Below are 11,813 nucleotides of genomic sequence, written 5' to 3' on the forward strand. Positions count from 1 at the left end.
CCGCAGCGGCACCCGTCACTCCCGGCGACGACGGCAGCCCCAGCGTCGCGACCCCGGATCCGGCGTCGGCGAGCAACGCGTCACTGTGGCCGTGGTAGCAGCCGGAGAACTTGACGATCTTCGCGCGACCGGTGTAGCCGCGGGCCAGCCGGATGGCGCTCATGGTGGCCTCGGTGCCCGAGTTCACCAGCCGCAGCATCTCCACGGGGGCCACCCGGCCGATGATCTCGCGGGCCAGCTCGGACTCCGACGGGGTCGGGGCGCCGAACGACAACCCGTCGGCGGCCACCCGCTGTACCGCCTCGACCACGGCGGGGTGGGCGTGGCCGAGGATCATCGGCCCCCACGAGCACACCAGGTCGACGTAGCGGTTGCCGTCGGCGTCGGTCAGCCAGCAGCCCGCGGCGGAGGTGATGAACCGCGGCGTGCCACCTACCGAGGAGAACGCCCGCACCGGGGAGTTCACCCCACCGGGTATCACGGAACACGCGTCGGCGAACAGCTTCGCGGACAGGTCGGTACTGCTCATGGCACCAGTGTCCCAGCCGGGCGCCCTGGGTCAACTACAGGGTGTAGTGGTTTCAGTCGAGGGGCGTCAGAGCGAAGACCGGGTGATCGGCGTCTTCGGGCAGCTTGCGCCAGTAGCCCTCGACCACCCTGCCGGCCTTGGGCTTGTACGCGGCCAGGACAGGTCCTCTCTTCTCCACCGGCACCTCGGCTGCCAGGTACTTCACCGAGCCCACCGTGACGTGCGGGTCGGCACGGACGTTCTTGACCCACTGGGATTCACCGCGGGTGGACACCAGGTATTTGACGCCGTCGACCTCTGGGACCACCACCGGGATCTGCTGCGGTTGTCCGCTGGCCCGCTTCGTGACGGTCAGGGTCTCGCTGTTGCCCACCCCGGTGGCCATCGCGAACTTGTTGAACACGGTGGCCACGAACCAGGGAGGCTTGAGATACGCCATGGACTAAGAGTGTGATGGACCTCATGCAACTCCCGCAATGGCTGGCCCGGTTCAACCGCCACGTCACCAACCCGATCCAACGAATGTGGGCCGGCTGGGCGCCCACGATGGGAATCCTCGAGCACGTCGGACGCCGGTCGGGCAAGCACTACCGGACACCGTTGACGGTGTTCAGCACCCGCGACGGGGTGGCGGTGCTGCTCACCTACGGTCCCGACCGCGACTGGCTGAAGAACGTCACCTCGGCCGGTGGCGGCACCATGCGCCGCTACGGCAGAACCTTTCGGGTCACCGAGCCGCAGGTGATGGCCCGCAACGAGGCGTCGGCCCACGTCACCGGGGTGATGCGACCGGTGTTCGCCCGGCTGCCGTTCGAGTCGGCGGTGCTGCTGCGGCGGGGCACATGATCGTGCTGGCGGAACCCGGCGGGGTGGCCGGGGTCGGCGCGGGCTTCGGCGGCGTGACCGCCTGGATCGTCGCCGCGGCAGTGCTGGTGCTGCTCGCCGCGGTCGCGTGGTGGATCGCTCGCCGAGACCGCTGACGTCTGGAGCCGCCTGCTGCCGCCGAACAGTGCGCGGTAGTTCGAATCTTCAGCTCTCGGTCCGCGGCTCCTCGGCCATCAGCAACAGGAGGAGTACACGGCGCAGGTCGGAATGTAGTTGGGGTAGTTCGGCCATTTGCCCGGCCCGCACCTTGCGGGCGACGAGTTCGCTGGCCAACGTTGCCGCCGCCACCGCATCCACCTCGCAGGGCTCGCCCCGGACGCCCAGTCGGCTTCGGAGGACCACCGCGATTCTGCGCAGAGCGTCGGCGAACATGCTCGCGCGCCGATCCCGCGACGCGAAGGCTCGGTCGCCCACGACGAGGATGTCGACGAAGAATGCGCGCGCGCCGCCCGGTCGATCCATCCACCACTGCAGGTACATGTGCAGGCCGGCATCGAACGCGGCGATGGGGTCCTCGGCCGTTTCGATCTCGCGCACGTAGGCAGCCAGTAGGTCCCGCAGCTGGTCACCGTGTCGTTCGCAGGTGGCGATGAAGCACTCCGCTTTGTCCTCGAACAGCGCATAGAACGTGCGGTCGGTGACCCGTGCCCGGCGAACCACCTTGGGCACGCTCGTCGCCACGTAGCCGTTCTCGTTCACCAGTTCCTCCATGGCGATCAGCAGGCGCTCACGTTGCGATTCGAGAACCGCCTGTTTGCTGAGCTTGTGCCGACCGCGCGGTAGCGGCTGCGCCGCGGATTCAGATCCGGCCATCGATATCCCCGTTCGGCGAACCAGCACCCTGCGCGGCGTACACGATCCCGATCGCAGGCCTTGCCTTTGGACACGCATGCATGTCTAATACTTTCCGTTGAGCCAAGCGCCGCAAGATGTGCCCGCCGCAACAAAGGAAGAAAAGCCAGATGAACGCCGAAACCCCCGGACGCACACCGGTAAGCACGGCCATGTCGCCTTCGTCTGAAGCCCCACGTTGGTTGCCGGCAGCTGCTGCTGCGGCGGCTGCGGGTGTCGCGATGGCGATGATCGGCGGCTCGGGGATTGCGAGCGCCTCGCCGGGCGATGATTCCGATGCGCGCAGGGGCGCTGTTTCTCGGCCATCCACCAGTAATACCGCGACGGAGCGACCACGCAGATCTGCAGACAGCGACGCTGAGGCCGCGGGGCCCTCCTCACCCGGCAGAACCGGGCCCGTATCCGGTGCCCGGTCGCGCCAGTCGGCGGTCGACGATTCCGACACCGAGGACGAGGCGGCGCCAGTTGCAGACTCCGATGCCGACGAGGAGCCGGCCGCTGGACACCCCACGAATCGCCCCGGGCAGGGCCCGCATTCCGCAGCGGCCGAGGAATCCCCTGAAACCCCGACGTCCGGCGCCGATGACGGCGATTCCGAGCACCAGCCCGCGAAGGATGACCAGGTCGGAACAGCGACTCCGGACGAACCTGCGGTCCCGGCCACGACCGGTTCCCGCGATGACGCTGACACGGCAGGCCGGCCAACTGCGCAACCCCGGCAACCAGCCGTTGCGGCAACCGACGTGAACGAGCGGCGGGCGGCACGCCTCCGGGATACCGAGACCGAGATCATTCGACCGGCACCCCGCACTGCGGCGGTATCCGTCGCCGATACCTTCGCTGAAGCCCACCAGACGCCGCCCCGTGCCGCCTCGGAATCGGCCGTCACGGCAGCGCTGAGCTCCCCTGCCGCGGCCGAACCGGCTCCGGTGACCTACAAGAGCATCGTCGCCGACGTCATGACCTGGATCGGCCTGGGCCGATTCGCGACGAACCTGCCCGGGCCGGGCTTGCCGGTCCCGCGCGTCCTGGAGGCGATGTGGCTGGTGCGCCAGTCGCAGTACAAGTGGAACAACCAGCGTCCAGCCGCCGACCCCACCGCGTCCACCGAGCTGAACGTCGACGGCGCGGTGGTCGGCGACTTCAACGCCGTGGACTACGAAGGTGACGCGCTGACCTATTCCGTGACCGGCGCCCCCACGCACGGCACCGTCGTCGTCGACGACCAAGGCCACTTCACCTACGTCCCCAACGCACCGGCCGGTTCCGCTGTCATCGATCAGTTCACCGTCACCATCGACGACACCGTCGGCAATCCGCCGCACCACTACGGGTTGCTCGGTCTGACCGGGATACTCAAGGCGCCCACCGTGACGGTGCACGTAGCGGTCACCTCGGCCGGTGACGTCAGCATCGCACCGCCGCCCAGGCCGCTCGAGGCGGCACTGCGGGCCGCTCAGGCGTACCTCTACGGATACCCGTTGCTCGAAACCGAGCGCCTTCAGGCCGAGGCGCCGGCAACCAACACCCTGAACGCGTTGACCAGCTATATCGACCCCGACCAGCACCTGGTGGTCGCGCCCAACGTCGATACCCTCTACACACTGGCCTACCTCGATCTCAGCGAGGGCCCGGTGGTGCTGTCGCATCCCGACATGGAGGATCGGTACTTCGTCTTCCAGTTGATGGACCCATACACCAACGTGGTCGGCTACATCGGCTCGCGGACAACGGGATCTGAGGCCGCGAGTTACGCGATCGTCTGGGAAGACGGCCCGGAAGGGGAGATTCCGCCCGGCGCGGAGGTCATCGTCGTCCCCTACTCCGACATCTGGCTGTTGGGCCGCACCCTCGCCGGCGACGAGGCCGACCAGCAGGAGGCCGTAGCGCTGATGCGGCAATACTCGCTCACGGCACCGGGCGGTCCCACGACCTATCCGATCGAGGACTTCGACACCAGCACCTCGGAGCCGCTGCCGACCGGGATCGACGCCCTCGACGCGATCAGCGCTGCGATGGTCTCCAGCCCGCCCCCCGCCAGCGACGCCGACAAGCTCGCCGAACTCATCCGCATCGGGGTGGGTCCAGGGCTCGAGGTGTCCGACGCCAACCTGAGCCCGGCCGCCACCTGGGCGGCCGAGGCGGCCGTGCGCACGGTCTCGGCGCTACTGGACCCGTTGGTGAGCATGGCGCAGTACAGCATGGCGGTGCGTAACGAGGGCTGGGCCTCACCCGATCCCGCGATCGGCGATTACGGCACCGACTACCTGCTCCGAGCCGGGGTGGCCAAGATCGGACTGGGCGCCAACACACCGGAGGAGGCTTACTACGCCACGGCGTTCCTGGACGAGAGCCTGCGACGGCTCAACGGGAAGAACTCCTATCAGCTGCACTTCGAGCCCGGCCAGGAACCGCCCGCGGACGCGTTCTGGTCGATCACGGTCTATGACGCCGACGGCTTCCTGGTGCCCAACGAGCAGGAGATCTACGCCGTCAGCAGCACAGGGTCGGGCAACCTGGTCTACCAGCAGGACGGTTCGATCGACATCGTCTTCTCCCAGGAAGATCCCCAGGACCCGAACGTGAATTGGATTCCGGTGCCAGACGGAGCTTTCCGGGTCTATCTGCGTGTCTACGACCCGCAGGATGAGGTCCTCGACGGCAGCTGGGTGGTGCCAGGCATCGAGCGCCTGTAGCCGGCGGCTCAGTCGCGCGGGGTGACGTGGGCCCTGATCGGCCCCTTCGCGACCGTGGTGAACGGCACGTCGACCGGAAAGACGTCGTCGGTCGAGTCGATCACGAAGCTGCGCACGATGGTCGCCAGCGCCAGCGTGGTCTCCAGCCGGGCGAAGTGTTCGCCGATGCAGGAGCGGGCGCCGCCGGCGAACGGGACGAAGTTCCAGCGATCCCGGGCGGCGGATCTCTCCGGGCTGAACCGGTCGGGGTCGAACGTCGCCGGGTCGTCCCAGAGCGCCGGGTCCCGGTGCAGCGCATAGATGCCGACGGCCAGCAGGGTACCGGCCTCGACGCGGTAACCGCCGACGGTGATGTCCCGCACGGCCAGCCTGCCGACACCGGCGGCCGGTGGGCACAGCCGCAGCGCCTCGTTGAGCACCTGGACGGTGTAGCCCAGCTGCGACACGTCCGCCGGGTCGAGCGCGCGGTCACCGATCGCGGCGACCTCGGCGGCCACCCGGTCCTGGACGTCGGGGTGGTGTCCGAGGGCCCACAGCGCGTAGGTCAGCGCCGTGGCGGTGGTGTCATGGCCGGCCAGCATGAAGATCAGCAGGTCGTTGCAGATGTCGTCGTCGGAGAGAGGTTGGCCGGTCTCCGGGTCGGTGGCCCCGATCAGCGCGTGCACCAGCGGTGCGTCGCGGCTGGGGTCGGCGCGGCAGGCCTGCAGGATGTCGCTGGTGACCTGGTGCATCGCCGCGACCGCAGCCCGGGCCCGCCGCCGTGCCGGCGTCGGCAGCCACCGTGGCGCGCGGATCGGCCGCAACGCGCGGTCCGCGGTGTAGGACGACGCGACGTGCATGTGCTCGGCGATCACGTCGGCGCGCTCGTTGAGGTCGACGCCGAGCACCGATCGTCCCAGCGACTGCATGGTGATCCGCCGGCATTCGAGGTCCAGGTCGACATCACCACCGCGAGGCCGGGATTCGACGAACACCTCGGCGGCGCGCGACATGTGATCTCCGAACAGCCGGACGTTCTGCCGGGTGAACACCGGCTGCAGGGCCCGCTTACGTGGCCGCCACGGCACGTTGGGCAGTACGAAGAGGCTGTCGCCGGCCATCTGCCGAACTTCCTCGTGGACGATGCAGCGTTCGGCGAACGCGTCGTTGCGGCCGAGCACGTCGCGGATCGCGTCGGCCGAGAACACCGCGACCAGCGGGGGAAAGAGCCGCTTCGGTCCGAGCTGCACGCGGGTGACGGGGCCACCGGCGTCCCGGATCACTTCCTGGCCGGTGTCGAGGGTCCGGACCAGATTCACCAGCTGCCGGTAGGGCAGCGGGTTCTTCGGGGCCAGCGGCAGCGGTCCGGCCTCGGTGGGGCGCACGGTCATGACGCGTGCCAGCTCAGCACCTCACCCGCGCCCGCGGTCATCACCGCACCCGGCATCACCCGCAGCCGGTAGGGCGCCAGCCGCAGGACGGCGAACTGCTCGCAGGTGGGGCCGTCTTTCCACATCGGGATGATGGCCGGGTCGTAGCCGACCGGTTCGGGGCCGGTGGCGAACTTCTCCCACACCGCGGTGCGGGTCTCGTCGTCGGTGTACCACTCGACCAGACAGTCGGCTGCGCAGGTGTCGTGGTTGGTGGTCCAGTAGCTCACCGACACCTCCGGGTGCACGGCGAGGTGCGCCCGCTTCACCGGTGTCGGCACCGTCGCGATCCACCCGAACAGATCGGTGCCGTCCCCATTCCCAGATCGGGTGCAGAATGCGTGTTCGCGGTTTGCTGTCGGCGTCGACGGTGGCCACGGACGCCCAGACGATCGAATGGGCCATCCTGACAAAAGCCGGCGCGATCTGGTCGAGGGACGTCACGAGGAGTCAGCTTAGGGAGGTCGACGGCTGCCCGCGACCACCGCGTCACTCGTCGAGTTTCTCGCGGAACTCGTCGGTGTTGCGGTACTGCACGTTGCCTTCGTCGGCGCTGGTCTCGATCTTGCCCTTGTCCTCGTCGTCGACCCAGTCGGTGACAGCGGTGCCGGCGACGGTGCCGCCGGTGCCGGGCAAGGTCGTGGTCGGCTGGTCGTCGGGGTTGTTCTCGGCGACTTTACGGGCTTTTTCCTTGTGCTCGTCGGTGACCTCGGGTTTCTCGGTGAGTTGCTGGCCGTTGCCTTCAGATTCTTGTTCCATGCGGTGCGGGCTGCCCAAAAGTGTGATCTGCAAAACAACTCAGGCCGGCACGCTGCGCAGTGCGGCGGGAAGGCTGGGCAGGAAATGCCGGCGCGCGAACTCCCGGATGTCGTCGGCGGTGTCCAATGGCTGCCTGCTGGGCAGCAGCAGCACCATCGCGGCGTAGCGCAGGATGCAGTCCGCGAGTTCGTCGACGGCCTCGGCGCCGATCCGCTCGGCGAATCCAGGCGGAAAGATCACCCTCAGCGCTTCGGCCATCCGCTCGTTCGCCGCGCGGTGGTAGCGGCCGGCCAACTCCAGCAGCAGGCCGGGCTCGTCGGTGATCATCTGGTGCATCACCCGGTGCCTGCGGAACTTGAGGATCGACAGCGTGAATGCTTCGACGTAGTAATTCGACTGTGGCCCAGACTGTTTGAGTTCGGCGGCGATATCGGCGAACAACTGGACGTTTTCCCGTTCGATGACCGCACCGACGAGCTCGTCCTTGTTGGCGAAGCGACGGTAGATGGTGGTGCGGCTGACGCCGGCGCGGCGTGCGACGTCGTCGAGCGCGACCCGACGGAAGCCGTGGCGTTCGAACTCGACGACGGCGGCGTCGAGGATCTCGCGGGTCGCCCAGTCAGGACCGGGCATATCCCTTGACGGCGTAGCCGCTGTAGCGCACCCGCATCGGCAGGTGGTCCCAGATCCAGTTGACCGGGCGCGACCGCCACAATGCGGCGAAGCGCTGGTAGCGGCGCTCCTGACGGTCGGTCCACGGCAGCGCGAGCAACTCGCCCGCCCGCGGCGGCAGTCCGCCCGTGGTGACGAATGCCGCCAGCGGGTTGAAGACGGGTTCGACCAGCCGCCACACCACCGGATGGACCGCCTTGGGCTTCGGGAAGCCCTTGGTGACGTAGCCGACGCCGTACTTCGCGGTGGGGTGCGCGACGAGCACGGTGTTCATCATGTGGTCCCAGTACCGCTCGAATTCGGCGTAGGTGGCGGGCATCGGCCGGTCGCTGACGCCGTAGCGGCGGTACCACGTCTTGGACTCGAGGTAGATCTGCTCTTTGTCCTCCCGAGTCAGCCTGGTGACAAAAGTGTCGGCGAAGTAGAGGACCTGCTCGACGAACGTGGCGTGCGCCCAGAAGTACGTGTCGGGGTCCTCCGCGTGGTAGCGGCCGACCACCTCGCCGTCTGGGCCGGGCAGGTCACCCTTGACGTGGTGGTGGAAGTCGCGGACCTGCAGTCCGGCGTTCTCGTCGTCGGAGCCGTAGACGGTGTTGAAGATCGGCGGGATGGTGCGTCGCAGCCGCTCCGCGGTGTCGGCGAAGAACGTCGAGTGGTCGTAGACGCCCTGTCCGAGTTCGGCCAGCATGTTCTGCAGCAGCGCGGGCCGCGGGCCGATCAAGTACATCCGGTTGTCGCCGAAATACCGCCAGACCAACGACTGCGGACCCAACGGCAGCGCCTCGGGTGGCCGGTTGTCGAGGTGTCCGCTCTTGTCCGCCAACTCGGTCATGAGCAACAGTGTTACAGATTCTGCACTTTGTACCAGGAGCGTGTGGTCAGGCCCACATGGGCCATTCCGCGGGAGTGAAGCTACGGCTGTTGATTCGGTGCTGACAGCGACCCGGAATGATATTTCGCGGGGGAAGAAGCGCGGCGGCGGAGGCGGCTGACGGCCAGGATGACGAGCACCCCCGCCACGGTCGCGAGCAGCAGCGACAGCGTCAGCAGCGGCGGGTAGTACACCTGCGACACCGTCGCCGGCTCACCCTCGAGGACGGGCGCGACCACCACCTCCGAGCTCGCCGCCTGCCAGCTGAAGACGCAGCCCACCGCTGCACCGATCGCCAGCAACAGTTCGATCACCGCGCGCCGGGACGTCACGGCGCCGACTCCGGCGGGATGCGCTCCTCGAGCAGATTGGTCAGCGCCTCCCGCAGCTGGTGGTGCTTACGCGCCCACGCCTGGGCGGTGCGGTCGTTGGACAGCCGCACCCCGATGCCGGTGCGCCCCCGGGGCACTCCGGTCAGCTCGCCGAGCGCCCGCGCGTACTGCCATTTCGGCGTCTCCGCGCCGGTGGCTTCCGGGTAGATCCGCACGATCTCGTCGGTCAGCGTGGTCTCGGTGCCCTGCCGCAGCTTGTGCGCCGTCAGTTCCACCGACGTGTGGATCCGGGCCGCCTTCACCTGGATCGCCAGGAACCCCGAGACCAGCACGAAGAACAGACCGGGCACGAACCACTGGATGCCGTAGCCGGCCGACAACTGGATCAGCATCATCGCGATCCCCGCCGCGGGGCCGGCCAGCAACCACAGCCAGCTGGCGCCGGGCTCGGAGAACAGCACGGGCTCCGAACCGCGGTCGGCTCCGTTGTCCTGCGTCACCGGCGCCCCTCGGACTCACACCAGGTGCGGGCCGCGGGCCGGGTCAGCAGGACGGCCCCGACGATGATCGGCAGCAACGCCAGCAGGACCAGCGGCTGCGCGACCCCGACCCCGACCGCCAGCACGGCCACCACCACCACGATCGCGACCGCCAGGCCCAGCGTCGCCAGGCGGAACCGGGCGTCGCCGCGGCGGGTCCGGCCGGCCAGGAAGGCCAACCCTGCCGCAGCCACCACCGAGCCCACGCCGCTGACCCGGTACACGGTGAGGTAGTTGCGCACCTGGTCGTCGCCGACGGACGGGTTGACCGCCTCGCGGGCGGCCTCGAAGGTGGCGGTGGACGCCATCAACCCTCCGACGATCATGATCACGGCTCCGGCGATGAAGCTCCAGAACGCGATGTCGACCAGACGCGGCCGCGGCGGCGGCACGGGTGATGGGTCGGTCATGGTCGGGCCAGCCTAACGAATCAGCGGGTGAAGAACTCGTGGGCGTCCTTGCGATGCAGCAGGAACACCCCGCCCGCGATGAGCACCGAGCCGACGATCACCGGGCCGGCGTAGCCGATCGCCGCGACCGCGTGGCGTTCGGCGGTGAACAGGCCGGCGGCCGAGAACACCACCGCGGCGATGGCCCCGCCGGTCAGCACCGTGCGCACCCACCGGTACCCCTGCCTCATCAGGACGAGGAAGGTCGCGACGACGACGGTGATGACAAACAGGATCACCAGGGAGAACGCCAACACCGGTCCGGGCAGGCGCTCAGGGCCGGTAAAAATGTCGACGGCGTAGCCGATCACCATCAGCGGCAGCGCCACCACCCACAGCCAGAACCCGGTGTCGACATCAGGTGGTCGGGTCGTCGGCGGTTCGCTCACGACAGCCAGCCGGCGGCGTCGACGGCCCAGTACGTCAGGACGATGTCGGCGCCGGCGCGGCGGATACCGGTCAGCGTCTCCAGCGCCACGGTGCGCAGGTCGATCCAGCCGTTCGCCGCCGCAGCACTGATCATCGAATACTCGCCGCTCACCTGGTAGGCGGCGACGGGGACCGGGGAGATGTCGGCCGCGGCGCGCACCACGTCCAGGTAGGCCATCGCGGGTTTGACCATGACGATGTCGGCACCCTCGTCGAGGTCGAGTTCCACCTCGTGGATCGCCTCGCGCGCGTTGCCCGGTTCCTGCTGGTAGTTGCGGCGGTCGCCCTCCAGGCTGGAGGCCACCGCCTCGCGGAACGGGCCGTAGAAGCCCGATGCGAACTTCGCGGCGTAGGCCAGGACTGCGGTGCCCGAGTGGCCGGCGGCGTCGAGACCGTCGCGGATGGCGGCGACCTGACCGTCCATCATGCCGCTGGGACCCACCACGTGCGCACCTGAATCAGCCTGTGCCACAGCGAGTTCGACGTACCGGCGGTTGGTGGCGTCATTGTCCACCCGGCCGCGCTGGTCGACCACGCCGCAGTGGCCGTGGTCGGTGAACTCGTCGAGGCAGGTGTCGGCCATCAGCACGGTGTCGTCGCCCAGGTCGGTGGCCAGATCCCGCAGCGCGACGTTGAGGATGCCGTCGGGATCGGTGCCGGCGGTGCCGTCGGGATCTTTGTCCTCGTCGCGCGGCACCCCGAACAACATCAGCCCGCCCACTCCTGCGGCCACCGCATCGGCGGCCGCACGGCGCAGTGACTCGCGGGTGTGTTGCACCACGCCGGGCATGGACGATATCGGCCGGGGCTCCGCGATGCCGTCGGCGACGAACATCGGCAGCACCAGATGCCTTGGCTCCAGTGATGTCTGCGCCACCAGCCGGCGCATCGCCGGGGTGGACCGCAGCCTCCGGGGGCGGTGGCGCGGAAAAGCCATGTGAAGCCGTCCCTCCCGAACTACCGGCGTCGGCTCTTCTTCCGCGGCGGCGGCAACGCACCCTCGGCGCGCAACCGGGCGGCATGCTCGGCGAGCGCCTCCACCAGCGGACCCACCGCAGCGACCTCAGGTTGCACATCGACACGCAGTCCGAATTCCGCTGCAGTTTCCGCGGTCTTGGGTCCGATGCAGGCAACGATGGTGCGGGCGTGCGGCTTTCCGGCAATACCGACGAGGTTACGCACCGTCGAACTCGACGTGAAGCACACCGCGTCGAATCCGCCGGTCTTGATCATCTCGCGGGTGTGCGGCGGTGGCGGTGCGGCTCGCACCGTGCGGTATGCGGTGACATCCTCGATCTCCCAGCCGCGTTCGCGCAGCCCCTCGGCCAGCGTCTCGGTGGCGATGTCGGCGCGGGGCAGCAGCACACGGTTGACCGGGTCGAAAACGTCGT

17 protein-coding genes and 1 pseudogene are annotated in these 11,813 nt (G+C 68.7%); 3 read left to right on the forward strand and 15 right to left on the reverse strand.

Annotation, left to right across the window (positions count from 1 at the left end; all coding sequences use genetic code 11):
* Together WA944_RS23095 and WA944_RS23100 are read right to left on the reverse strand one after the other, a co-directional pair.
* Positions 1 to 529, reverse strand: a 529-nt coding sequence (locus WA944_RS23095; RefSeq protein WP_526647395.1) for an aspartate aminotransferase family protein, incomplete at its 3' end; no start/stop codon positions are given.
* 52 nt (positions 530 to 581) lie between these two features.
* Positions 582 to 968, reverse strand: a complete 387-nt coding sequence (locus WA944_RS23100) for a nitroreductase/quinone reductase family protein (RefSeq protein ID WP_526371410.1) — start codon at positions 966 to 968, stop codon at positions 582 to 584.
* A gap of 23 nt (positions 969 to 991) precedes the next feature.
* On the opposite strand from WA944_RS23100, the gene WA944_RS23105 reads away from it, so the two are divergent.
* Positions 992 to 1,375 (forward strand): nitroreductase family deazaflavin-dependent oxidoreductase, encoded by a 384-nt coding sequence (locus WA944_RS23105; RefSeq protein WP_526371412.1) that lies wholly within the window; start codon positions 992 to 994, stop codon positions 1,373 to 1,375.
* Positions 1,372 to 1,509, forward strand: coding sequence for a hypothetical protein (locus WA944_RS23110; protein WP_526610030.1), 138 nt, complete (start codon positions 1,372 to 1,374; stop codon positions 1,507 to 1,509). Before WA944_RS23105 ends, WA944_RS23110 begins: the two co-directional genes overlap by 4 nt.
* A 49-nt stretch (positions 1,510 to 1,558) precedes the next feature.
* On the opposite strand, the gene WA944_RS23115 is transcribed toward WA944_RS23110, so the two are convergent.
* Together WA944_RS23115 and WA944_RS23120 are read right to left on the reverse strand one after the other, a co-directional pair.
* Positions 1,559 to 2,227, reverse strand: a complete 669-nt coding sequence (locus WA944_RS23115) for a TetR/AcrR family transcriptional regulator (protein WP_526371416.1) — start codon at positions 2,225 to 2,227, stop codon at positions 1,559 to 1,561.
* Positions 2,228 to 2,643: 416 nt separating this feature from the next.
* Positions 2,644 to 3,117: a hypothetical protein gene (locus WA944_RS23120; RefSeq protein ID WP_526371418.1), complete on the reverse strand. Its 474-nt coding sequence runs from the start codon at positions 3,115 to 3,117 to the stop codon at positions 2,644 to 2,646.
* 78 nt (positions 3,118 to 3,195) lie between these two features.
* Between WA944_RS23120 and WA944_RS23125 the strand changes: the two genes are divergently transcribed.
* Positions 3,196 to 4,962: a DUF1254 domain-containing protein gene (locus WA944_RS23125; RefSeq protein ID WP_526610028.1), complete on the forward strand. Its 1,767-nt coding sequence runs from the start codon at positions 3,196 to 3,198 to the stop codon at positions 4,960 to 4,962.
* 8 nt (positions 4,963 to 4,970) lie between these two features.
* On the opposite strand, the gene WA944_RS23130 is transcribed toward WA944_RS23125, so the two are convergent.
* From WA944_RS23130 to WA944_RS23180, 11 genes and pseudogenes are all read right to left on the reverse strand, one after another.
* A complete protein-coding gene (locus WA944_RS23130) occupies positions 4,971 to 6,332 on the reverse strand; it encodes a cytochrome P450 (protein WP_526647396.1) in 1,362 nt (453 codons plus the stop codon).
* Positions 6,329 to 6,776, reverse strand: a pseudogene (locus WA944_RS23135) (pyridoxamine 5'-phosphate oxidase family protein). The gene WA944_RS23130 and the pseudogene WA944_RS23135 overlap by 4 nt, the downstream one beginning before the upstream one ends.
* A gap of 84 nt (positions 6,777 to 6,860) precedes the next feature.
* On the reverse strand, positions 6,861 to 7,130 hold the full coding sequence (locus tag WA944_RS23140; RefSeq protein WP_526371424.1) for a hypothetical protein: 270 nt from the start codon (positions 7,128 to 7,130) through the stop codon (positions 6,861 to 6,863).
* 39 nt (positions 7,131 to 7,169) lie between these two features.
* The gene (locus tag WA944_RS23145) at positions 7,170 to 7,763 is read right to left on the reverse strand and encodes a TetR/AcrR family transcriptional regulator (RefSeq protein ID WP_526371426.1); all 594 of its coding nucleotides are present in this window, start codon (positions 7,761 to 7,763) and stop codon (positions 7,170 to 7,172) included.
* Positions 7,750 to 8,634: an oxygenase MpaB family protein gene (locus WA944_RS23150; RefSeq protein WP_526371428.1), complete on the reverse strand. Its 885-nt coding sequence runs from the start codon at positions 8,632 to 8,634 to the stop codon at positions 7,750 to 7,752. Before WA944_RS23150 ends, WA944_RS23145 begins: the two co-directional genes overlap by 14 nt.
* Positions 8,635 to 8,714: 80 nt before the next feature.
* A complete protein-coding gene (locus WA944_RS23155; protein WP_526371430.1) occupies positions 8,715 to 9,005 on the reverse strand; it encodes a hypothetical protein in 291 nt (96 codons plus the stop codon).
* Positions 9,002 to 9,505, reverse strand: coding sequence for a transport-regulating membrane protein Mce1N (gene mce1N, locus WA944_RS23160; protein WP_526371432.1), 504 nt, complete (start codon positions 9,503 to 9,505; stop codon positions 9,002 to 9,004). The genes WA944_RS23155 and mce1N overlap by 4 nt, the downstream gene beginning before the upstream one ends.
* Positions 9,502 to 9,954, reverse strand: a complete 453-nt coding sequence (locus tag WA944_RS23165) for a hypothetical protein (protein ID WP_526371434.1) — start codon at positions 9,952 to 9,954, stop codon at positions 9,502 to 9,504. Before WA944_RS23165 ends, mce1N begins: the two co-directional genes overlap by 4 nt.
* 20 nt (positions 9,955 to 9,974) lie before the next feature.
* Entirely contained in the window at positions 9,975 to 10,382 is a 408-nt protein-coding gene (locus tag WA944_RS23170; RefSeq protein ID WP_526371436.1) for a hypothetical protein, read from the reverse strand.
* Entirely contained in the window at positions 10,379 to 11,359 is a 981-nt protein-coding gene (hemB, locus tag WA944_RS23175; RefSeq protein ID WP_526371438.1) for a porphobilinogen synthase, read from the reverse strand. Before hemB ends, WA944_RS23170 begins: the two co-directional genes overlap by 4 nt.
* Before the next feature lie 20 nt (positions 11,360 to 11,379).
* On the reverse strand, positions 11,380 to 11,813 hold a 434-nt coding region (locus WA944_RS23180), incomplete at its 5' end, for a uroporphyrinogen-III synthase (protein ID WP_526647397.1).

Origin of the sequence: Mycobacterium sp. (genome assembly GCF_049683355.1) — a bacterium.
GTDB lineage: Bacteria > Actinomycetota > Actinomycetes > Mycobacteriales > Mycobacteriaceae > Mycobacterium.